This is a genomic window from Haloterrigena turkmenica DSM 5511 (genome assembly GCF_000025325.1).
GTDB classification, from domain to species: Archaea; Halobacteriota; Halobacteria; order Halobacteriales; family Natrialbaceae; genus Haloterrigena; species Haloterrigena turkmenica.
Genome location: NC_013746.1, coordinates 64,489 through 87,923, shown reverse-complemented (window position 1 = coordinate 87,923; position 23,435 = coordinate 64,489). Strand labels below are relative to the sequence as shown.

At 55.4% G+C, this 23,435-nt stretch carries 14 protein-coding genes and 10 pseudogenes; 16 read left to right on the top strand and 8 right to left on the bottom strand.

Annotated elements, in window-relative coordinates; translation table 11 throughout:
• Window positions 1-398 precede the first annotated feature (398 nt).
• The 6 genes and pseudogenes from HTUR_RS23625 to HTUR_RS23605 all read left to right on the top strand — a co-directional run.
• Window positions 399-1,190, top strand: a complete 792-nt coding sequence (locus tag HTUR_RS23625) for a TrmB family transcriptional regulator (RefSeq protein ID WP_012945885.1) — start codon at window positions 399-401, stop codon at window positions 1,188-1,190.
• Window positions 1,191-1,255: 65 nt separating this feature from the next.
• Window positions 1,256-1,570 carry a HalOD1 output domain-containing protein gene (locus tag HTUR_RS23620; protein WP_012945884.1) on the top strand — a complete coding sequence of 105 codons (315 nt, stop codon included), beginning with the start codon at window positions 1,256-1,258 and terminating at the stop codon, window positions 1,568-1,570.
• Between the two features lie 1,358 nt (window positions 1,571-2,928).
• Window positions 2,929-3,054: a hypothetical protein gene (locus HTUR_RS28500; RefSeq protein ID WP_264183152.1), complete on the top strand. Its 126-nt coding sequence runs from the start codon at window positions 2,929-2,931 to the stop codon at window positions 3,052-3,054.
• Window positions 3,055-3,458: 404 nt separating this feature from the next.
• Window positions 3,459-3,644 (top strand): hypothetical protein, encoded by a 186-nt coding sequence (locus HTUR_RS23615; RefSeq protein ID WP_012945881.1) that lies wholly within the window; start codon window positions 3,459-3,461, stop codon window positions 3,642-3,644.
• Between the two features lie 645 nt (window positions 3,645-4,289).
• Window positions 4,290-4,868, top strand: coding sequence for a hypothetical protein (locus HTUR_RS27735; RefSeq protein WP_187291523.1), 579 nt, complete (start codon window positions 4,290-4,292; stop codon window positions 4,866-4,868).
• Window positions 4,869-5,737: 869 nt separating this feature from the next.
• Window positions 5,738-6,679, top strand: a pseudogene (locus tag HTUR_RS23605) (archaea-specific SMC-related protein); the annotation flags it as partial.
• A gap of 173 nt (window positions 6,680-6,852) precedes the next feature.
• Here HTUR_RS23605 and HTUR_RS26360 read toward each other — a convergent pair.
• The 3 genes and pseudogenes from HTUR_RS26360 to HTUR_RS28305 form a co-directional block, all read right to left on the bottom strand.
• Window positions 6,853-7,571, bottom strand: a pseudogene (locus HTUR_RS26360) (IS6 family transposase).
• Between the two features lie 70 nt (window positions 7,572-7,641).
• Entirely contained in the window at window positions 7,642-8,337 is a 696-nt protein-coding gene (locus HTUR_RS28310) for an IS630 family transposase (protein ID WP_226377591.1), read from the bottom strand.
• A 9-nt stretch (window positions 8,338-8,346) separates the two neighbouring features.
• A complete protein-coding gene (locus tag HTUR_RS28305; protein ID WP_081443540.1) occupies window positions 8,347-8,766 on the bottom strand; it encodes a helix-turn-helix domain-containing protein in 420 nt (139 codons plus the stop codon).
• Between the two features lie 1,038 nt (window positions 8,767-9,804).
• On the opposite strand from HTUR_RS28305, the gene HTUR_RS23575 reads away from it, so the two are divergent.
• From HTUR_RS23575 to HTUR_RS23565, 3 genes and pseudogenes are all read left to right on the top strand, one after another.
• Entirely contained in the window at window positions 9,805-10,656 is an 852-nt protein-coding gene (locus HTUR_RS23575) for a hypothetical protein (protein WP_012945877.1), read from the top strand.
• A gap of 308 nt (window positions 10,657-10,964) precedes the next feature.
• Window positions 10,965-11,417: pseudogene (locus HTUR_RS23570) on the top strand (transcriptional regulator TrmB); the annotation flags it as partial.
• Window positions 11,414-11,707: pseudogene (locus HTUR_RS23565) on the top strand (hypothetical protein); the annotation flags it as partial. The pseudogenes HTUR_RS23570 and HTUR_RS23565, both read left to right, overlap by 4 nt.
• Here HTUR_RS23565 and HTUR_RS28870 read toward each other — a convergent pair.
• Window positions 11,690-11,764 (bottom strand): annotated as a pseudogene (locus HTUR_RS28870) (IS6 family transposase); the annotation flags it as partial. The pseudogenes HTUR_RS23565 and HTUR_RS28870 sit on opposite strands and share 18 nt — an antisense overlap.
• Window positions 11,765-11,859: 95 nt before the next feature.
• Window positions 11,860-13,170, bottom strand: a complete 1,311-nt coding sequence (locus HTUR_RS23560) for a dicarboxylate/amino acid:cation symporter (protein ID WP_049942136.1) — start codon at window positions 13,168-13,170, stop codon at window positions 11,860-11,862.
• A 573-nt stretch (window positions 13,171-13,743) separates the two neighbouring features.
• On the opposite strand from HTUR_RS23560, the pseudogene HTUR_RS23555 reads away from it, so the two are divergent.
• The 4 genes and pseudogenes from HTUR_RS23555 to HTUR_RS26340 all read left to right on the top strand — a co-directional run.
• A pseudogene (locus HTUR_RS23555) lies at window positions 13,744-14,473 on the top strand (IS4 family transposase); the annotation flags it as partial.
• A pseudogene (locus HTUR_RS28300) lies at window positions 14,463-14,618 on the top strand (RNA-guided endonuclease TnpB family protein); the annotation flags it as partial. The pseudogenes HTUR_RS23555 and HTUR_RS28300, both read left to right, overlap by 11 nt.
• A gap of 101 nt (window positions 14,619-14,719) precedes the next feature.
• Window positions 14,720-15,439: an alanyl-tRNA editing protein gene (locus tag HTUR_RS23550; protein WP_012945874.1), complete on the top strand. Its 720-nt coding sequence runs from the start codon at window positions 14,720-14,722 to the stop codon at window positions 15,437-15,439.
• A 691-nt stretch (window positions 15,440-16,130) separates the two neighbouring features.
• Window positions 16,131-16,889: an IclR family transcriptional regulator gene (locus HTUR_RS26340; protein ID WP_187291522.1), complete on the top strand. Its 759-nt coding sequence runs from the start codon at window positions 16,131-16,133 to the stop codon at window positions 16,887-16,889.
• Here the strand turns inward: HTUR_RS26340 and HTUR_RS28295 are convergent.
• Window positions 16,887-16,994: pseudogene (locus HTUR_RS28295) on the bottom strand (IS6 family transposase); the annotation flags it as partial. The gene HTUR_RS26340 and the pseudogene HTUR_RS28295 overlap by 3 nt on opposite strands.
• Window positions 16,995-17,934: 940 nt before the next feature.
• On the opposite strand from HTUR_RS28295, the pseudogene HTUR_RS23540 reads away from it, so the two are divergent.
• A pseudogene (locus HTUR_RS23540) lies at window positions 17,935-19,225 on the top strand (dicarboxylate/amino acid:cation symporter).
• A 46-nt stretch (window positions 19,226-19,271) separates the two neighbouring features.
• Here HTUR_RS23540 and HTUR_RS23535 read toward each other — a convergent pair.
• Window positions 19,272-19,700 (bottom strand): IclR family transcriptional regulator domain-containing protein, encoded by a 429-nt coding sequence (locus HTUR_RS23535; protein ID WP_449271842.1) that lies wholly within the window; start codon window positions 19,698-19,700, stop codon window positions 19,272-19,274.
• Between the two features lie 22 nt (window positions 19,701-19,722).
• On the opposite strand from HTUR_RS23535, the gene HTUR_RS23530 reads away from it, so the two are divergent.
• A complete protein-coding gene (locus HTUR_RS23530; protein WP_148225479.1) occupies window positions 19,723-20,862 on the top strand; it encodes an alanine racemase in 1,140 nt (379 codons plus the stop codon).
• A gap of 833 nt (window positions 20,863-21,695) precedes the next feature.
• Window positions 21,696-22,775: a pyridoxal-phosphate dependent enzyme gene (locus HTUR_RS23525; protein WP_012945870.1), complete on the top strand. Its 1,080-nt coding sequence runs from the start codon at window positions 21,696-21,698 to the stop codon at window positions 22,773-22,775.
• A gap of 60 nt (window positions 22,776-22,835) precedes the next feature.
• Here HTUR_RS23525 and HTUR_RS26335 read toward each other — a convergent pair.
• A pseudogene (locus HTUR_RS26335) lies at window positions 22,836-23,393 on the bottom strand (IS6 family transposase).
• Between the last annotated feature and the right edge of the window lie 42 nt (window positions 23,394-23,435).

The window sequence follows — 23,435 nt, the reverse complement described above, 5'->3', positions numbered from 1 at the left end:
GCAGCAGTCTGTGAAAACTGTGGAACTGCCCATGCAGTGCGTCTCGGGCCTGACGGCGAAATACGGCCTATTGGAAGTGGACGAGATGACTCTTGTACATGTGGCGATGGCGATCTTCGTATTCTCAGTAGCGATGGGTCCGTTCTCGAAGACGTAGATATGTAGAACAAAGGATAGCTGAGTGTACTGGTAACTATATCCTCTGCACTGACCAAGCACCCATTTACAATTCAAGTCGGATCACATACCCCATTCGCACTGTGAGTTCAGACAGGTAGTCCGAACTACTTGGCTTCTGCCAGAAGCGTTGTGACCGACATAGAGACTGAGTTCAACAAACAACCAATGAACTAGTTGCTCGAGCAGGCTTTATTCGACTCTGGATCATACCGCCAGATATGGTATCATTTGACGAAGAGCAGGCCGAAGCTGAGGCTCTCGACCGATTACAAGATCTCGGGCTATCCCAATACGAAGCCCAGACGCTGATCAACCTCTTTCGGCTCGGTACAGGAACCACACAAGACATTACCCGCATCAACGGTGTCCCTCGCACTCGTGTGTACGAAGCGACTGATCGGCTCCACGAACTGGGCTTCATCGACATCCAGCACACGACGCCACGGAAATTCACGGTAATCTCGGAGGAGTCGATCATCCGCATGCTCAACACCCAACGTGAAAACACAATCATTGAACTTGCAGAGTGTTTAGAGGTGATCGGGCCGGCCCAACCACAACGCGAACAGTTCGGCGTCTGGACGGTGACCGGTCGGGAGGCGGTCGCGTCTCGTATTGATGAGTTCATCGGCGACGCAGACGAGCAAATCGTCTATATGACCGTCGATGAGTTACTTACCGACGAGCATCTCGATCAGCTTCAGGCCGCCGAAGACCGTGGAGTAGACATCTACCTTGCAGGCATTTCAGACGATGTCCAAAATCAAATTCAGAAAATAGTACCGTCTGCCGAGCTGTTCGAAACGTTGTGGGAATGGCAGGATACGCCCGCTGGGAGCCTATTGATCACTGACGAAGAGACGGCGCTCGTCAGTGCTCTCGTAAATGGTTCCGACGGCGCAAATGAGATTGAAGAAACGGCGATCTGGGGCGCAGGCGATCGAAATAGCCTCGTTGTCGTCCTCCGGACGATCTTTACATGGCGACTCAACGGAGAACAAGCAGTGTGAACTCACATCGGCCTTTACTCGGAAAATTACAGTACATTTATGGAGTTTATTGACATAGGCAGACTATGGGTGAGGACACCCAAGTGAGCGGCGGGCACAGGTCTGATTTGACCACTATTCACTTCCAAAGAGCGTACGATTGGTCGGCTACACCACCGAGCATCGCCACAGTCTCCGCTCTCGCAACCGTCACGGGTATCGATCCAACCGAGCTTGCCATCGAACTCGAAACCACCTTATATGATCACGTTGACCCGGACGCACTCGATGAGCTCGTCCGGGATCAAAAATCCGAGCTGGTCACTGTCTCCTTTACTTTTGACCACTATCGAATCTTGTTTGAAGGCGACAAGTTGACTGTTCGCTCACATGACCGGTAAGCGCCTATGGATCGCGATAGGCAGCAGGTTCTGTCGGACTTTTCAGCAATGAAAAAAGGAGGATAATGTAGTTTCCGAATCGATCGACACTCTATTACCTGCTTCACTTCTACTCATCGAATTCGGGTATTCGTGTTGTAGGTATGAGAACCGTTCTATGACTGCCTCAGTTGAAAGGGTATTGTGGGCCTGCCAATACCCCTTCAAGAGTGACCAATGATTGGATTTGTCCCACCTTCGGAATCATGGGATCGTACCGAAGGTCGGTCAGTTGACTGTTTGCTAGTCTATCACACATCAGTTGACCCGCCCTTTGCATGGACGCTTTGAGGGGGGGAATGTCTGCAACGAAAGTAAGCCGTTCTTCTAAATTCTCGGGTTTGAGGATTGCTACAATCTTCGCTACCAACGTCCTCGAGTGATAGGATTGACCATACAACGGGGTGTTAGTTCAGAGTAGTTTTATATACATAGATATGGTGGTATCTCTCACACTCGCGGCACACTGAAAGGGATGAGTTCCTGCGGTGTAACGCGCCACCCCCAGCGTTACACCGTGATGTGCGCGCCGCGAGTGTTTCCCCCACCCCTGTTCGTAAAAATCCCCCATACTGTTTCTACTCCGTGAACGGCAGTAAGAAGCCCCAAATAATGTATAGGGGTGTTTCCTGCGAAGAATCCAGCCTAGCCGTTCTTTAAGTAATTCTGATCAACAACATAATGCTGTGACGGGAAGATAGGTTCTCTGAGGCGCTTACTCTACAGTTGCAACTCGGTCGCAAAGAGCGCTACAGAGGTCACTGCATAGATTGAACCTATAGAAAGTCGTTCTGCCATGGAGTGAGTGTTTTCCTCTATGGTGTTTACTCTCTCGAGAGATCCGCGCTATTATAGCGACACCCACCACTAATCGAGGATCGGTCCAACGTCGTCCTGTCCAGCCGACACTGATCAACGTTCCTCACGGCTAGTTCGAGATGAGCTATCGCGACTTCCTCAAGGGCAACGAGATTGTCCACGCTGATACCGGCGAGACACTGGCGATGGTCGAGTGGAACGACGATCGGGTCGAGATCCACGAAGACCAGTAATCATCGAAACCCGAACCACCTGCTGACGAGCAGGAGCGCGTCCATCGCGAGACTTATGGAGATCGAACGAATCACGGCCAATCGCATCCCCACGACCGCGAGTTACTTCGGAAAACGGATTCTGAGACGGTTCGCGTTCAGGTCCACGACGACCAGGACGCGATGGTCGAGCTGACGCGCCGGCAGCTCAAGGAACTCTCCCATGGTGTTGGGAATTGTCCCCGACGTCCGCCCTGCTGGGATCTTCTGGGGACCACTGAGACGCCCATGGAGATCATCGACTTCGGTGACCATCTATCGATCAGCGTTCCCCATTCCCGGTTCGAGGTGACCCATCACGACTTCCGTGAGGGCGAGCCGTGGGTCGTCAACGAATGCGACGAAGACGTCTGAATGGAACTCGAGGCACACCGACGCGCAACGCGGCACTCGTCGCGCTGCTGGGTCGGCTCGGACTCTTGTGGAACGTCGATGAATGGCCTGTTTTCGCTCGAAACGTAGTGTGTCATCCCGCGTCCTGACGTCTCTGCTACGTGCACTACACGTTATGACGTTCGCGATAGATTCGAGAATCTACTATACCAGCGTTCGAAGTGCCAACGAGCGCTGGTGTGTTCGGGAATAGATGCTGCGCCAACATCCTTTGGAGTCACTGATTTCTGTCCTACGACTTAAGATCAGAATGCGGCAGAACGGTCATTGCCGCACCCCCACTTCATAACCATTCATCGCGGCTTTTCGTGCCCTGTCTGGGAATCGTGTCTAGCCAGGTACTTTCTCGGTAGTTGCTCGAATGAATGAAACGCTTCGAGAAACAGCTCGGAATCGAAGTGATACCGGAGCTCCGGAAACAGGATATCAGCGACGACGAACTCCGGGAACTACACGATATCGTACTCGAGGTTGCAATCGAGAACTTCGATGAGTTCCCAGAACGGTTTATAGAGAAGCGGATAAAGTCGGCTAAAAACGAAGACATCTAACAACCCGCTTCTCTTTAGAGATCGACGGGCGACTCATTCGTATTCTCCGGTCAGATTCCGTTGACCACCTTCGTTTTGCGCTCGTTCGTCACGTGCTGTAGCCACGTTCTCTTCTGTGTACTGTGGGAAGCTATCGCACCCGGCCTTCCGATCGACACACCGGTCGCAGACTTGACGCCGTCCGTCGCGACGCTCGAGGTTGACCGGCAGGAACACCGCCGGCGGTCCGACGGTTCACACTCCTTGCAGGAGGTCCACTCGGGATAGCCGGCGACACTGGACCACACAGATTCCACATTTTGAGGTCTAGTTCGTGGACGTCGAGCACTCGAGAGCGTCCAGTACTCGAAGCCGGCGAGCGACTCAAAGTCGGTCAGATTGGCGTCCTTCCGCATCCCTGCCATATCGTACAGATGCTCGCGAGCCTTCCTGTCGTTGTGACTGTCTTCTGGGTTTTACTCGGGGTCGACGTTGGTGAGAGCTCCCTCATGCAGGTGCACTGATTCGCTCGCACGTGCTCGCTCTCGAGACGTTCCTGCAACCCCATGAACATGTCGTGGCGCCGATCGTGGTCCTCGATGACGGCCTCAAGGCAGTCGAAGCGTCCGCAGTCGTGGTTCGTGATGCCGACCGGAGGTCCTCTGGGTGCGAGATCTCGAATTCGATGACCGACTCAGTATCGCGGTACAGCGGATGTTCGTCACAGTAGGCATGCTCAGTGTCGGTGAGCTTGCACTCGACGAGCGGCACCTCTGCGTGGATACCGTTCGTCCCGTGGATCTGCTACGGCGCCCCGTCATCGATCCGGGCGGCACTAGCGACCTGGACGCGATCGGGGCCGCCCTTCTTCGGTGGCGTGTCGGTGAACAGTGCCTGGTACTCTCGCGAGAGGACGTTCGCCGAGAGTCATACAGGTCAGAGATGTCTTTCGTGACGACGCGGACGCCGTCGTCGCTCTCCTCGAGTCGGCGGATAGACTTCGGGCCAGTCATCGTCGCTTACCCCGCACCCGAGTACTACCATACTCGGCGTCTCACTACACAGCGGATATTGACAGACGTGTTCTCCAGGCCGAGCAACGCCTCGAACGAGTTCGACACAGTTGGAGTAGTGATAGTCCGCACCGATATCAGCCGGTCGGCATCTCACCTCGAAGGTGTGGCGATCGCCGTCCGTTCCGAGCGCCGGGACCGGGACGGCATATTGGCAATAGAAGGCCAGTAGCGACAACGCGAACTCCGTATCGCCATAGATGCGGTAGGGCTCGATCTGTTCGGCCAGTGTTGGCCGCTCGAGGACGTCGTAGGGATCCCAACCGTTACTCGCCATCGCTACACACCACCCGTCGAATGAAATTCGGCGCGTCCTCGAGACACACCGTTTTCGATCTGTAAATCTCGCACTCACGGTCGCGATCATGCTTGCCGTACGCGTTCTCGAGTTCGTGGTCGATCGACGGAAGCGACGGTGGTCCCACCTGCCGGTCGGGTAGGTTGACCAGAGGTGGTACGAGCCGTCGTAATCACCTGGGTACCCGTCGACCGGATCGTACGCGAGCCACCACTCGTGGTCACAGCCGAGGCCGAAGTAGACGGCCACCGATCCCGCAGCGGTCTCGAGGGCCCGACGCCGCGCCGTCAGTTCGATCTCATCATTGCGCTTACGACCGTCGATCGCCTCAACGATCGGGCGGACCTTCGGGCCTAGGGCGAACAGCGTCCGGGTGATTCGATCAGGCGTTGGCGGGCCGTGTTCGGAAGCTTGTGGAGACTTCTCTGCCCGCTGCTGATCGTATTAAGACTCTATACTCGCCAGTTTGGAGTTTCTGGATCCAGTGGGGTTCGTAGGTTTCGCTCACTGTTGCTCACCTCGAATCGTCTGCGCTCGTTCAGCGGTACTCTGGACTGCTGGGATCACGGCGCCGTGAACGTCGGTCCAGGACGCGAACTCCTATATTGCGCAAGCAGTTCATTACTGCCGAGTCAGTTGATATTGCTTCAGCTGTCGGAATTGGAATAAGTAGCTTGTTACGTTTCTTCCGCAACCGCCAGTAGAACTGGCTCAAGTGTGAGCCGATATAAAAACGCCGCCGCGGAACTGATCCCGCGGCGGAATACGTCGATTCGACCGTCGAGCAGTTGCAGAACGTGCGCCGGGAGCGACTCGAGGAGCGCTCGGAGATCAGTTCCGAACTCGAGGAGCACCAGGAAACGCTGTCGAAAATCAACGAGAATCGAACTGAGTACCGACAGGCCCAGCGGCGTCTCGACTCGATCGAGGACGAGATCGAACGCCGACGCGATCGGATCGACGATCTGACCGACGACCGCGAGGCTCTCACCGAGGAGATCGACGAGCTCGAGGCTGAAATCGACGACCTCGAGACACCCGATCAGAGCGACGTGCTCGACCAGCACAAGGAGGTCAACCAGCTCGAGTTCGAACTCGAGCGCAAGGAGCGCGAGCGCGACGAGATTGACGACGAGATCGCGTCGATCGAGGAACGACTCGAGGAGCGCTCGACGCTTGAGGAGCGCCGCGAGGACGTCACCGACGAACTGACGGACCTTCGAACGCGGATCGATCAGATCGAGAAGACCGCCGTGGAGAGTTTCAACGAACACATGGAGAACCTCCTCGAGATCCTCGAGTACGAGAATCTCGACCGGATCTGGATCGATCGCACCACGCGGGAGGTCCGCGAAGGCCGTCGGAAGGTTACGAAGTCGTCGTTCGATCTCAAAATCGTGCGGAGCACCGACTCCGGTGCGGCCTACGAGGACACGATCACGCACTTGAGCGAGAGCGAACGCGAGGTAATCGGCCTCGTGTTCGCGCTCGCGGGGTACCTCGTCCACGACGTCTACGAGACGCTGCCGTTCATGCTGCTTGACTCCCTCGAGGCGATCGACGCCGAGCGGATCGCGACGCTGCTCGAGTACTTCGAGTCCCACGTGCCGTATCTCGTCGTGGCGCTGTTAGAAGAGGACGCGCAGGCCGTCGACGGAAATCACGCTCAGATCACGGAAATATAAATAAACCAATGTTAGGGGTTGATCTATAACGTTCATCTTCTGTAAACATTGCGTATATACCCGTCCGGTCAACTGGGATATTCCGGCACTGTCTAGATACGGAAAACCGCAGGACTGAGTGATGGTGATGTTGTGGTGTCAGCTGTGAGATCACTATCTATAGCCGTCACTGTCTAGTTTAGCACCTCCGCTGGCGTCTGTCCGTTGAGTGACTGATTCGGCCGCTGTGTGTTATAGTAGTGTACGAACTGTTCAAGCCATTCCCTGACGCTCGCCCGACTGCCGACCCACGAGTTATGAAAGCGGTCGATCCGCATTTTGAGCGTGTGAAACCACTTTTCGATGTGGTTTCGATCAACATAGTCGAGGTGACTGCTCAATTCTAATCGAGAGATGGCAGTCAGATAGCCAGCACCATCGACGAGAAACTCAGCGTCGGAGAGATCGTGTTTCTCGGCGAGTCCATGCAGAAACACAGCAGCTGGATCGGTGCCTTGCTGTCCAAAGAGTGCGACATTGAGGATGAGTTTCGTGTCGAGGCCTATTGCAGCGTACATCCAAGATCGGTCACCGTTAATTCTAACAGCGGTTTCATCAATAGCGACCCGCGACGGCTGCGCCGTCCGCAGAACGCGAAGCGTTCTGATGGGCCGCACGAGAATTGTGTTCTCGTGGACGTCGGCGGGTCTGGCACGCTGTCAGCCAGCCGACGAACCCAGTTCCAGATCGCCGGATGAGAGCGTTCAACGCCGATCAGGCGAAGAATCGCTTGTGTCTCCTGAAGCAAACATCCGGTCGCGTGGAGGCGGACGGCGAACACCCTGATGGGCGTCGCCGTCCGCTCACGCTCCCAAGATTCATCAAAATCCGCCGCGTAGCACTCGCTAAGCAGGTCTGCGAGCTACATGCCAAACTAGCTTTACGACCTGCTCGCTTCTCAAACCGCGCTAACTAGTGTTGCTTCAAGCGTCATTCGAGACGGGATAGAGCGTTCGAAGTTTGGTTCGAGCGTCGGTCGTTGAGAACTGCCACTCGATAGCAGATGGAACCTTGTTTCGGTGCTGTTCCCACGCGGCGACCTCCGTTCGGAGTGTCGCCGCGTCAGGAATGCGTCGGTTGAGGCACTGGGTACGAAGCGCACTCAGCTCGATTTCCGCCATATTGAGCCAGCTGCCGTGAACCGGAGTGAAGTGAAACTCGAATCGGTCGAGATACTCTCGGGCTTCCTTCGGGGTACAAAACTCGTAGAAGGCAGCCGGATTGTGCGTGCTGAGATTGTCGAGCACTACCCGGATGCAGGTCGCATCCGGGTAGTGCTCATCCGCAAGCTCTTGCAGTTGTTCGACGAACTCGCGCTTGCGTCGTCTCGGCGTGACCGTGACGTGCCGCCAGCCGGTGAGCGGTTCGGTGACGACGTGGATTTTTCGCTTACCGTTACGTTCGTAGTGGGTGTCTTCGCATGCGACCGCTCCCGGTCGCACCGGGAGCGGGTCGCGTACATGCTTGTGGAGCGTTTTGCTAGATTCGTCGAAGCAGATGACTGGGCGGTCTTCGTCGTACGGTTCATGGTAGAGCGCAAGAACGTCTTCCATGCGGTAGACGAACTTAGCGTTCTGTTTTGGTGGAATCAGCCAGTAGTTCGAGCGATGCGGTTTCAGATCGTTTTTTTAGCCGCTGTCGAACAGTCTCTCGGGAGACCGACTCGAGATCTCCTCGAGAGTGACCAACCGATCGGCGAGAAGTTGATACGTCCATCGAGAGCGCCCCGCTGGTGGGTCAGAGCACGCGAGTGCGACCAAATGGGCCTCACCACGACCATCGAGCTTTGGCTCGTAGTCGCGGTCGGGCTTGCGGCGGTGTAGCGCCGCAAGCCCTCGCTCGGAGTACGCTTTGCGCGTGCGATACGGTGTAGAGATCGAACAGCCGAGGTGCTCACAGATCGTGGGATCTGTGAGCCCCTCATCAGCCTTTAGAAGGATTCGTGCACGGGTGATGTCCTCAGCTCTGTGTTCACCCGTCGAAATAACCGCCTCAAGTTTGCTTCGTTCCTCGTCAGAGAGGTTGACGATATGCTTCTTCCGTCCCATCCCTGTAGAGAGGTGCTCAGAGGAGATAAGCTAAGCAGTCGACGTTTGCGAGCGCACTAGACAGTGCCGGGCTCACGGCAGTGACCTCGATTTGGACCTCATTGTCGAGGCGATTGACGACCGACTCCCAGCCAAAGCCTAACTCGGCTCTGGCGATTCATCAGAGCCTCGCTGCACCAGAGCGGGCGAATAAGGATGACCGTGAGAAAGTCTTTGTCCGGCTTACGCCTTGAGCATTCCATGAGCTCTTCGAAGCCGACGCTATCGAGGCCTAGATCGTCGATGGGGCACACGTCCTCGCGGGCGGCATCTCCATCCCGGTCGAGTACGAGACCAACCACGAGGCGGTCACGATCACCATCGAGCACGACACGTTCGACCGCGGACTCGTCGGAATCGACAACCCCGAGACCCAGACGCTCACGCTTCGTGACAGCGAGGACGAACTCACCATCATGGCGTCGTCGTGCATCGACTACGTTCCACTCTCGGATTCGAACTCACTCCGAGAGATGGCCCAGCCGGACGAATCGGAGTACACGACGACGGTTACGTGTCCCGCGAGTCAGTTCAAGGCCGCCGGCGGCGGCGTCGCCGGTCCTTCGAGCCAACCGCTTTGGGTGCAAACTCGAGACGACTGCGTGGGAGTGGCGACGCGCTGAGACGAGTGTCCCAAGGAAATCTCCGCTACGGGCAGCTACGATCCACATGGTGGAACTCAGCAGCGGTCTGTAGCGGGTGGATCACGATGGGAGATTCGTCTGACGTGACGGCCGGTTTTAAGTACCATCCACGTCTACCGGTTAGGCAACACGATAGGAAGAACACATCCACAGCTTATCGGTGTGGGTCGCAGGAGAAGGGGGAACCGCACCCCCTAAGTTGGCTACTCAATTCTGCGACCTAGATCGTCATAAAGGTTCGCCTCTCGAGGAGCTGCGGCTCTGTCTTGCGCGGCTTACCACTCCCCCTCGAGAGGCGAGTCTGCATTTCGTAGAAGCATCGCGAGAAAACTAATCGCAGGAATTCGAACACAGAATGTCAATCCACCCGGACACGACAACCGCACCGACGAACGAACAACTTGCCGCCGAACTACAGCAGCTACGCGAGCGCGTCGACGAACTCGAGGCGATTGTCGAGGAGCAACAGGACGTCATCAAGCAGAAGGACAACCGGATCTCCAAGCTCGAGGAGCAACTGGACGAGGTCGCCGATGAACAAGATCGGAAGCACGCCCGTTTCGATGCTGCGACCGATCTTAACGACAATCGGCTGAACGAATTGATGGCCCGCGAACTCGAGAAGGGCGCGCATCTGCCCGCGGAGATTGTCATCGAGTTCGACCTCCCAATCAAGGAAGGCCGACTCGAGAAGATTCAGAAGGACAGTGGCGAGTACTACCGCCTACCCGAAAGCGAGGACCCGCTTGCTCGAGGGGGATCGACGAACCTGGCACACGCTGATCTCCTCCCGATCCAGCAGCTGGCTCAGATGGACGACGAGATGCTCGATCGGACGGCCAAGACGAAAGGAGACTACCTCGCAGCGAGACTCTGGCAGGCACGTGATAGCGAAGTTGACAACCCGTGGAAGAACGGCTGCAAGGGTGTCCGAGCGTACATCGACGCCAGTGAGATGAAGCACTGGATCCGCCGTGAACTCGGTCGTGGTGCCGTTGACGATGCCTACGCGAAGAAACTCGTCTCCCGAACGATCGGCGCCATGAAGGACCTTACGAAGGACCGGATCAAGGTTGACAAGACCAAGAGTGGCCGGAGCGGCGTGACCAGCAAGGAACGCCGAGTCAAGATCATGGAAGGAACCGAGATCCCTGGAGAGACCTCCCAGGAGAGCATTGGGGACGAGACAGTTGACGTCCACGAGTGACCATGTCCCCGACCAAGCAGACCGGGCATGAGCTCTCAGCTATCAACCTAACTTAACACACTGCACACAGCACGCGGTTGTAAGCAACGTACCGCTACTAACTCGTATACCGCTCGATCAGTCTGTCGACAGTCGACTCCGCGGACCGATTCGGAGGAGATCCCATGGCCACCATCTGTCCACGGCGTTTCCGCAGTGTGCTCTCTCGTTGAGGGCCGCTCGCTCACTGACTCAATATCGTCACAATCGCGGACACAGAGAGGACCGTGGTCGAAAATACGCGACTCACAGTACCTACATATCTCCTACGCCTCGAAGCCGTCGCCCCGAAGGGGACGATTCTCTGGGAGGACTACGACGAATTCCTCGCCCAGACCGAGACGGAAATCGATGCGGAGGCGTTCCACGAAACCAGCCTCGCTCGATTCGCAGCCTTCGACCTCCAGTTCCTGCTCACCGGCCACCGCTACTACGTTTACTCCGAGGACCTCGACGCAGTCTCGCCGGCAGAGCTCTGCTGTCACACGCTGCTCATCGACGACGGCAGCCGCCACCGCTCGTACTGTCTCCTCCTGCTCAGTCACGTCGACGTCGACGAGACGGACCTCCGAGAGCAGGCGGCGAAGTATGGCCTCGAAGCCGAAATCGACGCCTCGCTCCGCTACCTCGAGACGCACGGCGATGTCGACGACGACCGTCTCCCGGCATGGAACGAGTTCCAGGAGCTGGCGGCTGACTACGAGCTGCCACTACCACAATGAGACCAACATTCGGCCGCGAGTACATCGAGAACGAATTCCAGCGGATCGGGGATGGCCTATCTGCACCGCTCACAGTCTACTTGATCGGTGGTGGCGCGATGTCGCTGCGCGACCTCAAGGGGGCGACGAAAGATATCGACCTTGTCGTCCCGGATGGCGACGCGTACGGCCAGCTGTGGGCCGTCCTGATGGACCTCGGGTACGCGGAGGTCCAGTCGCTGGATCCAGATTACCGGGCGCTTGGGGCGACGAGCTGCGTCGAGAACGACGATGGGTGTCGCCTCTCGCTCCACAAAATCTAACTCGAAGCAGTCTCTACCTCCGTTGAGGCGGGCGATTTCGAGCATTGACCACTCAACGATCGTTCCGCCTCACTCTTCATCCTTATCTGAACACCGCCCTATGCGACTATCCGAGTCATTAAATCGGAACAATTGATGACTCAGTCGGTGCTCGTAACCGAACTCACCTTATCTGTCACCTCCCAGACGGTTCCCGTGAGGTCTATCTTGCCGTTCCAGTCGGCAATGAGGGTCGTCACCGCGAGGTCACCAGTCACGTTGTTCATCGTCCGCATCCGATCTAGTATCGGATCGACACCTGCCACCATACCAACGACCTCAAGCGGGAGTCCGAGTTGGGTGAGAACTAAGGTTAGCATGATTAACCCACTCCCAGGAACGCCAGCGGTTCCAACGCTTGCGAGGAGGGCTGTCACAAGGACAGTCAGTTGCTCTCCGAGGGTAAGCGTCTGTCCCACCATGTTGGCAGCAAAAATAGCTGCAATGCCCTGGTACATCGCTGTCCCGTCCATGTTAATTGTCGCCCCGAGTGGCAGTGAGAAGCTGTAAACTTCCTCGTTGACGCCGAAGTTCTTGTCAGCGTCTTCCATGGTAACTGGAAGCGTTCCGCTACTCGAACGGATACTCAAGGCAGTCACCATCGCATCCTTAGCTCCTCGCAGGAAGTCTATCGGCGATCTCCGGAGTAGCCCAACCTGTATAATTAAGAGGTACGTGACTCCGATGTGGAGTCCAACTGCGAGGGCAACCGCTCCAATCAGTTTTGCGTACGGCACGATGGCACTGACGCCTGCTTGCCCAAATGTCGCTGCCATCAATGCGAATACCCCGATAACGCCATACTCCATGACGCCCCAGACAATTTTGAACATCGCCTCCGCACCGGTCTCGGCGATGTTGAACACCGTCTGAGCGCCCTCGTGAACGGTTGTCCCGGCATCGTATTCGTCTAGAAGGTATGTCAGCGCCAGACCGAACACGATAGTGAAAAAGATCGTTGGGAGGACACTCCCCTCGGCCATCGAACCCACCGGATTCTCCGGGACGATGTTCAGGAAGACTTCAAGCATACTGGGTGCTTCTTCAGGCTCAACATTTGTATCGGCCAGTTCGAGGCCGGTTCCAGGATTTATCAAATTCCCAACTAATAGTCCAAATCCGATTGCTACACCGGTCGTAATAATATATAGAAATACAGTTTGAGCACCGATTTTCCCGAGACTCGAAGGAGAGAGCCGCCGTGCCCCCATCAGCAGAGTGAAGAACACAATGGGTATGATAATCATCGTGAGAAGTCGGACAAAAAGAGTGCCGAGTGGCTCAAGACGGGTCGCCGGTTCGCCGACTATTAGTCCTAAAACCGATCCGAGAATGAACGCTACGCCGATCCGATAGATGATGGGAACGGAACGATACTTCTGCCACGATCTGCGCATGCTATTACCAGCCATGTGTCTGTGACACAGGAAGAGAGCCATTATGCATGCACTTAAAGTTAACTATATCTAGTTGGTAATCGCTTTGACAAGCTGGAGGGACAGTGCGAGGAACCCCATGTGCTCTCCGTGAACGCGGCCTCAATCGCGGACATGCCGGAGACGGTTGTCCCTGACAATATCGTCCGTCCGCTCAACTTGCGTCTGGTGGTTGTCCGTCTCGTCTGATATCGGTGGCCTGAAATGCACGACCTCACTATGCTCCTCGACTCGGTGCTCTATCCCAAGCGCCCCATCGGGATGTCGCGGATTGTACAGGTACCGTTGACTTCGCGAAACGGACGGGAAGGTTGGCTCCTATTGGAGCCGATAACCTGAATCTTCTCGCGTTGGCTGAGGTGCTGGAGAAGAGTAAGTTGTTCGAGTGCTATCGGACGGATCGCCAGATCATTTAGGTGGCGATCCGCCTGTATGACTGCAGGGTGAGTCTATGCCGGGGCTATGCGTTCTAGTTTAACGCAATGACCAACCGCTGTTTGTTGATTAGATATCGCTGGAACTACTGGTGTCAGAAACCCGGTGGGTGTTATGCCATACAGCCCACCGGATTCAGTAATCGTTGGCCGGATTCAAAGAGCGTTTCTCTCCGATGAGTTGCGCGAGCGCGCTCGCGCAACGTCACTGGTTGAGCGAGAGCGGAAGTTCGACGTGGTTGCGCTGTTCTACACACTTCCTTTGGTTTCGCTGCTGGATCAGATCGCTCGATCCAGGCATTCTCGAACGCTACGTCGAAATGGCTGACTGTGACGAACTCTCCTACGCAACGTTCTACGACTGGTTCGAACCGGCGTTCGTTGCGCTCCTTCGAGAGATTCTCGATGACGCCATCGAGAATCTCGAGACCGGACGAGCCGACTTGAACGGACGCCTCGAACGCTTTCAAGACGTCCTCATCGCCGACGCGACCATCGTCTCGCTGTACCAGGACGCTGCTGATGTCTACGCAGCAACCGGTGGCGACCAGGCCGGGCTAAAACTCCATCTCATCGAGTCCCTCTCAACTGGTCTCCCGACACGGTTCCGGACAACCGACGCGAAAACCCAAGAGCGGAGCCAGCTACCCACCGGCGAGTGGGTAGCTGATGCACTCATCTTGCTTGACCTCGGATCCTACGACTTCTGGCTGTTCGACCGTATCGACGCGAACGACGGCTGGTTTGTCTCCCGAGTCAAGGACGGTGCGAACTTGGAGGTCGTCGAGGAACTGCGCACGTGGCTGGGCAACAGTATCCCACTCGAAGGGCAACGCGGGCAAGCCACATCTCTCGAAGCCAACGGTTGTCTACGACAAGCGGTGTGCGACCTTCCACGACGAGTACGTGTCGCTGGCAACCGTTGATGGACGCACCGAGATTGAGTACGTCCTCCCCGACGACAACCGTGACACACTCCACAGTCGATATCGACTCTCGCGAGGAATATTTTCGGGTAATATCCCCCCTGTGGTTGAGGATGTCTTCGACACAACCAAGGAGTTTTTTGCCGAGCAGCCCTATTGAGTAGTATGACCGAACTCCGATATCTCCCGGATGCAGACGATGTTACCTCGTTCCAGGCGACAGTCACAGAGGCGACACAGGAGTACCTAGTACTGGACGGGACGTACTTTTATCCGGAAGGTGGTGGCCAGCCGGCTGACCGCGGCCAGCTCTCGTGGGACGGAGGCTCAGCGACGATTCGAGACGTGCGCAAGAATCACGGCGACGTGCGCCACTATGTTGAGGCCATTGAGGGGACAGTTCCTGACTCCGGGACCTGCATCACCGGCGAGATAGATGCCCAGCGCCGGGAGCGCCTTCGACGGATGCACACTGCCCAACACGTCGTCTCTAAAGTCGTCTTAGACATGTTTGACGCTGCCACGGTCGGCAATCAGGTACACGTCGACCGCTCCCACATCGACTTCGAACCCGCGGACTTCGATGCCACGGACGTAGCGACCATTGAACGGGAATCCAACCGTATCGTCGATGCGGACTTCCAAGTCACGAAAGCCGAACGCCAACGGACTGAAGTCGAAGCCGAAACACCGGAGGGGCGCACACAATTTGACCAGATTCCGGACAGCGTTGACCCACTCCGGGTCGTCGAAATCGACACTTTCGACCTGTGTCCATGTGGCGGGACTCACGTTGACCACACGGGTGCGATCGGACCTATCTACATTACCGATCGATCCTCAAAAGGAGACGTCGAAAGTATCGAGTTCGAACTTGGCGAGTAGGACGTCGTCGTTCACTCGCCACGTTCACTCACGGGTGACGTTTCTTTCACACTTCCGTCCGACTTCCGGCGCAGGACAGTAGTCCAGTCGGATATTTCCACGACGACTGCTTCGCCTCCCGGCGACCCAACGGCTCTACGGATAACATTCTCACAGATGAGCGTCCTCTTCTGTGTCACCCGCTCGTGACGTGTATGTCCGACCACTTGCGGCGGTGTGTCGGGCGGAAGATGTCTGAAGTTGACCCACACGAGCCCGCCACCGAGGACCTGCAAGTATGAATCGCCGACCATCTAACACCTGCGGATAGTGTCATCAAGTAGTTGCTGGTGGCCGGGTGCATCCGCACCCCCACCGATAAGCCCGTGTAACTGCTGGGCTGCCTCGAGAAGGGCATCGTTGACATCCTTGACAGCATAGTCCTCGTCCTGGCCAACATGGGCGTAGATAAACTGATACCCCTCATACGCCGCAACGAAGTGCCTGCTGAGGATTTCTCGTCGAAGCCTGGTTTGGCCTGCTTAAATACCGAACCAGGCTCTTCTACAGCTGGTTCCCCACTATAGCTCCTGGAAACCAGTAGATCACTGGGTCAAAGCCTTCGCAGCTCTTCACAATGCAATCCTCTAACTTTGACATCCTCTATTTGGCAAATGAGAACTTTAAATGCCTATGGAGCACAGTATGGACTATGGGCACTGAAAAACGCACACTCAAAACTGTCGGTCGGTCGATAGACCTACTCAGACATATCCAGAGAGTTGATGGAGCCCGCGTTACAGAGCTTGCAGACGCCTTTGATTTAGCACCAAGCACCATCCATGGATATCTGAAAACCCTTGAAGAGAAAGAGATGGTGGTAAAAGAAGGGGATATATACCATCTTGGGCTTCGCTTCCTTGAAATGGGGAGATATACACAACACAGAACAGAAGCTCGTGAACTGGCAGAAGAATACACTAAGAAACTGGTCGAGGAAACAGGGTACCGTGCAGAATTTGTGACGGAAGAACATGGAAAATGTATATTCGTGCACAAGTTCTCTGGTAGCCAGCCATCTTGGGAGCATGAAGAACCGGGACAACACGCACCCCTCCATTGTCTCGCAACTGGAAAAGCGATTTTAGCCGAGTTACCCGAACCCATTGCCCGAGAAAGACTTACAGCACAAGGACTAGAAGCACGGACAGAGAAGACGATTACCAATATTGAACCGCTTCTGGACGAACTAAAGGAAATCCGTCAGAACGGGTTTGCACTTAATGACTGTGAGAATATTCAGGGCGTTCGAGCAGTTGGAGTCCCAGCTAAAGACACTGCTGGAAACGTTATTGGAGCCTTCTCTGTTTCTGGCCCAAAACACTCGATGACAGGGGAAACGTTCCGTGAGGACCTACCACGTGCAGTCAAGGAGATCGTCAATGAGTTTGAATTAGAACTCACACTTTGACGTTATAGTTGACGTAGATAGCCGTAGAAGCAAGAATTCGTTCGCTTTTAGATCCACAGCAGTTTACAGCCAGAACTGCTGGCCGTTGATTCGGATCACGGTTTGTGAATTGTGGGCCCTGGTCCAACTGGGCTTTCGATGACCCCGATCTCTGCGAATTACGTCGTGAGACGTGGGGGGACAGTCTCATGTCGAAGTCTGGTTCGGCTTGCTCAGATACTGAACCAGGCTCTTCTACAGCTGGTTCCCCCACTATGGCTCTTAGAAATCAGTAGCTCGCTGGATCTTTCTATTCGACAAATACAAATTTTAAATACCGGTGGGGTACAGTCTGGACTATGAGCACTGAAAAACGCACATCCCAATGGGCAGATCAGTAGACCTACTCAGATATATCCAGAGAGTCGATGGGGCGTTGACTCCGAGTTGTACATTGCGAATCTGGGCGATTACAGCAGTACGGTTGTAATACTTTTTGCCTAGAAACCCGGATGTCATTACAGTAGTATGGTTGTAACACTCCTTATCTAGTTGGGTCAGTTTGGAAAGAATACGTCTTGCTCATGGGCTTGTTCCACCTTGCCGAATGAAATCTAATATAGTATTCGTATTATCCGGAATAGTGCAGTACTGAGAGGGTATCCGTCATGCTGGCGTAATCATGACTCGATAGAGAAACCTGTAATACTACGCTATCGCCGGGAAGATCGGGAGCTTACTAACCAGGATATCTTTTCCTGGCACATACACCATGGGGTCTTTGATGGCTTTTGAGGGCTAGACGAAAGATGTGCAGGCCCCTACTTAAAATTCGGTATGTGGAAGCGGTTATGGCTTATTTGGAATATTCGGAAAAGGCGAGAGCACAGAAGGTAGCGATCCTAACGGAGAGAATTACACTATAGCAGTCATATCCAATATAAAATTCGATAAATACGAAAACCTTCCGTCCCAACGAGAAATATTCGGGCTCAGAGAAGAAGTCCCTCATGGACTTTCATTACTATAGGGTTTATGGGAGTCCAGGGAAACATTGGGATGGAGCATGAGTGTGGTAAGCAATACCTGGCAGCAGTATCGGTCAATCCCGATCGAATATCGGATTGGAATAGCCTTTGTCCTCGGCTCACTGGTTGGGCTGTTTGTCGGTCAGCTGGCGACACGGCTCCAGCCACTCGGAGATCTTTTTATTAGATTATTGAGTATACTCATCATCCCCCTCGTCGTGTTTACTCTGGTAATGGGGGCCAGACGGCTATCCCCGAGCCACCTCGGGAAAATCGGCGGGCAGGTCGTCCTACTGTACGCGATCTCGTCCGCCTTCGCTGTCGCAATTGGATTGGCGGCCGCGAACTTCATCAATCCAGGCACTGGAATCGAACTTAGCGGTGAGGCAGAGGCTCAAACCTCTGAGGCCCCTAGCATCGTTGAGGTGTTTCTCGGCATCGTCCCGGAGAACCCCATCGGCGCGATGGCGAACGGCGATGTGCTTCCAACCATCTTTTTCGCGATTATATTTGGCCTCGCGCTCGCGCTCGTCGAGCAGAGGACTAACAGTGAAGATATCCGCAACGGTATCGAGATCTTCTACGACCTCGCGGAGGCAGGGGCCGAGGCAATGTTCAAGGTCGTCTGGGGTGTGATGGAGTACGGGGTGATCGGCGTATTCGCGCTGATGGCAGGCGTATTCGGGGAGGCAGGCATAGATGCTATCGTGCCGTTTGCCTTGCTCATTCTCACGCTAGCGGTCGGTGTGACCCTCCACATGGCGGTGGTCCACCTCGGCGGCATTATCGTGCTGCTCGTCGGTCAATCACCAACGAGTTTCCTCCGCGGTATCCGCGACGCGCTCATTACGGCGCTCAGCATTCGCTCCTCCAGTGGGACACTCCCAGTGTCGATGTCGAACGCTGATGAGAACTTGCAAGTGGAAGAAGAGGTGTACAGCTTTTCTCTCCCACTCGGCGCGACTATTAATATGGATGGGACCGCCCTGTACCAGAGCGTCGCCGCTATTTTCGCAGCTAACTTAGTCGGTGTTCAGATCGGCATCGTCGAGCAGTTCACTGTCGTCACGGTGGCGGTGCTGGCGAGCATCGGCACGGCCGGCGTGCCTGGGTCGAGCTTCTCATGTATCGTTTGTGCTGACACAACTCAGGCTCCCGCTCGAAGCCATCGGATTCGTTGTGGGCGTTGATCCTATCTTAGACCGAATGCGGATGATGACGAACATCAGCGGCGACCTCGCGGTAACGATGCCTGTTGCTAAGTGGAATGGTGCAATCGACTTCAGCTCGGGTGTCTGGGGGCCCCAGAGGTGCCGAGTCCGCCGTTGAGTCCATTGCCGAGTCCACCACTAAGTTCGACTGACGAACGGCGACGCTACAATTCCTTTTTCCACCGACTTCGGATCTCCTCCTCAAGTTCATCAACTGCCGGTAACAGAGTCTCGGCTACTATCTCGTATGATGGGAAGTTATACGTTGGTCCGTAGATCGATATCGAACCGAGGGCGCCCTGGTTCGACCCCTGGACCACCCGTGCAGCTGCCTGAATCCCGTCTCTGCTCTCCCCATCGGTCGTCGCATATCCCCATTCCCTGATTTTCTTCAGTTCCTCAAGGAGCGTCTTACGGTCGGTGAGTGTGTTCTGCGTGTGTCTCCGTAGCCCTTCAATAATGTCGTGGACGTATTCCATCGGATTCTCCGCCAGAACCGCCTTCCCTACGGCACTCGCATGGATCAGGGTGTACTGTCTAAGCGTCATCACCGGAGAAAATCTGCGTTCACCCGTGTTGACAACCTTTATCATCTCCAGAGAACTATCCTGGGATATGTCCAGTTGGACTACGGACAAGATGGCTCCGACGCTGTATCAACCAGTTGAGGACCTCGAAACCCCGGCATTGCTCGTCGACATCGATGCAATGGAGCGTAACATCGAAGAGTACGCGGCAGTTGCCGATGAGAATGACGTGACGCTCCGTTCACACATCAAGACGCACAAGAACGCCGAACTCGCGGCGCTTGAGGATGAAATGACCGACGGTGGTGGAATCTGTTGTCAGACGCTGGGCGAGGTGGAGACAATGGCGCGAAACGGGATCGACGATATCTACCTCTCCTATCAGGTCGTCGGCGAGCGGAAACTCGACCGGTTCTGCTGGCTCTCACAGAAGGTCGAGAAATTGGCAACGACGGTTGACTCTGCGGCGACGATAGACCTGCTTCAGGACGCCGCTCAAGCCCACGAGATAACGGCCGACGTCATACTCGAGGTCGACGTGGGATTGCACAGGACTGGCGTCGCTCCCGGTCCGGAGGCCGTCGCTCTTGCGGAACGGATCGACGAAGCGGCCAACCTCTCGTTCGACGGCATCCTCGCGTACGAGTCCCACGTGAAGGCCGAAGCGGAGACCGAATCGGAGTTCGACGAACTGTGCTGGGAGGCGATGGAACTCGGCGAGGACGTGGTCGACGACATCGAGGCCGCTGGAATCCCCGTCGACGAGGTGAAGGTCGGCGGGACGGCGACGTCGAGGTACAGTGGCAAGCATCCGGTGGTCACCGAGATCAACCCGGGGATGTATCCCTTCAACGACGTTGGCGAACTCGAACTCCGCCCGTGGGAAGTATCGAAGGACGACTGCGCCGCGACGATTGTCACTACGGTCATCTCCGTGCCGGACGACGACCGACTCGTCGTCGACGGAGGTAGCAAGACGTTCTCCCTGGACAAACCACAGATGCCGGTCCCGAAGAATCGGGACGATATCGAATACGCCAACGCCAGTGAGGAACACGGGTGGATCGACACCAGCAACTCGGACGAGTCGTTCGCAGTGGGCGACCGGCTGGAGTTCATCGTCCCCCACGTCTGCACGACGATCAACCTCCACGACCTCATCATTGGCGTTCGAGACGACCAGGTCGAAGAGTTATGGGAGGTGCAGGCGAGAGGGAAGGTCCGCTAACAGCAACGAATAGACTCAGTAAAACTCCTATGCGAAACCAGTTGAAGGTTTGAAGCTAACAGGCTCTCGGAAGTCAGCTCACCGAAGATACGCACTGACCATCACACTAGTGTTCGGCGAATTTCATAGAGATACAGTGTCGGTTACTTCGCTGCCACCAGGACACCATCTGCCGATGGCTATAGCAAATCGGTAGGTCAGTATTTCGGCGAGTACGTCACGTAACAGCTTATCGTACGAAACATGGGTTTGAGACAGTATCCATTGATCTACCGACAAATTCAGAATGGGGTGTATGACAACGTACATGCAGCCGTTGTGACCGCAGATATGCCTCCAGAACAGCTCGCTTCCGCTGAGGAAAGCGATGCGCTCTGTCTCGCAACACTAGGTGCCGGACACATCCCTCCGTGACTCATCTCTGTACTAAGAACTATAACCGAAAATAACACGCCAATTATCGCGACAACTCGATGTCCTGAAGGCCGACTTTCACAGAATACCTACGGATACCGAGGAAGCGAGGAGACACTACAGGAACTCGGATGTTACTATAGTGATTTGAACCTACAAAAAACACGCATCCGAACTATTGTTGGCATCGCAGTACAGCGCCTTGACGATGTTTTCAAATCTCCTGAAGAGGTCAGCTCTTAGTTAAGGAATTGAAGGAGTGAGCAGTTCGTAGAACTAGCGGTTCGATCGACATATAGTATCATATCTTCGCGCACGCACTTGGGTATAGGGCCGTCATCCTGGACCACGTATTCAGTCAAACGTGTCACTACCTATCGAACCGATGCTTACTTAGGTGCGGCTGACTGAGCAAATGTATGGTTCGACCAGAGCTTGTCTGTTCCTCTTGTGGGCAGACATATGCAGACCGATGGCGGTGCGAATGCGGCGGTGTACTTGACTTTGCTGAGCAACCGCTTCCGACAACCGACCGGCCAGACCCAGCTCAGTTTGATACGCGAGATGGACTCTGGTCGTTCGATATGTTCATTCCGGTTGAGAAAGGTGTCTCTCTCGGCGAAGGAATGACGCCGCTGGTTTCATCATCGACATGGGATGCTCAGTTTAAACTCGAATATGTCTCGCCAACAGGTAGCTTCAAAGATCGGGGGGCAACCACCACGATCAGCCATGCACTTGCGTGCGGCGCAGATCGAGTCGTCGAGGATTCATCGGGGAACGGAGGGGCTGCCATCGCAACCTACGCGGCTCGCGCTGGACTCGACGCAGAGATTTACGTTCCGGCCTCTGTAAGAGAGGGAAAGCTCCGGGGAATCGAACGGGTCGGTGCAACACCGATTCGAATCGAAGGCGAACGCCAAGCCGCAACCGATGCATGCATCGAGGCTGTCGAATCGGGCGATGCATGGTACGCGAGTCATTCGTGGAGTCCAGCGTTCTTTGCTGGGACGGCGACGTTCGCGTACGAAGTTGCACTCCAACGTGACTGGAATGTTCCCGATGCGGTCGTGATGCCACTCGGCCACGGGACGCTCTTCCTCGGAGTGTACCGTGGATTCAAGGCGTTGTCTGAAGCAGGGTGGATTGATTCGGTCCCCCGTCTGCTCGGCGCGCAAGCGGCGGGATATGCACCGATAGCGAGTGAACTCCACACAGTCCCCACGAGTGAGAACGATGTTGCAGATGGCGTCCACATACGAGAGCCGACACGGAAACAGCAACTCCTCGACGCGATAGCTGCGACAAACGGGGATGCCATTGCGATTACAGAAGATACAGTCGAAGCCGAGTTGGACCGGCTGCATGCGAACGGATTCTACGTGGAACCTACATCGGCGATCGCTCCTGCAGCACTGCAGGAATACCGAGAACAGGGGAGTCTTGAGCCGGACGCGGACGTTGTGATGCCGCTCACAGGGCATGGGTTGAAGACCTGACTCGCTAGAGTAACGTCAAGCTATTTCTTCGACTGTTATCAGATTTGGGAGGGGAATTGTTCAGATTAGCTGAATCCAGCAGGCAGAAAATGATCGGAGCCAGGTTTCAGTGGTTTCTGGCTGGGCATGTCTGAAGTGGTTGGCAAATACGTTTGTTCGGCATTTCCGTTATTTAAATACGTGTTCGGCGACATTCCCATTCCCGTGGGTGACATACTGGAGTCGGAGCCCACGACGTTGACAGTCCGCCTGCAACCACGGCGCTCCATCAACCAGAAAGAGGCGTCTTCAACGAGATGGTTCTCTTGATTTCCGAAAGGAACATTTCGGTTACCGCTTGGGTTCTGATCGGAAAGAGTCGGACGTGTAGTAGGCGGTTCGTGTCGGGAGTGACTGTGGCGGAAAGCTAGTGGCGCTGGTCGTTAGCCTGAACCACTGTCTGGTAGATCGACAGCGGTTGACACCCACTTTCGAGGACCAAGACGGTATCTGACAGCGACAACCCCGCCAAGTGGAGCGGATACCGAGCTTTATCGCCGGCTCGGATGTCACCTCTCGCTCCACAAATCCTAACTCGGGGAAGCCGCTACAGTCGGTGAGGCGGCGAGTTTCTGGCATAGACACCAAGAAACTACGTCTGCCTCGACCTCCGACCTTATC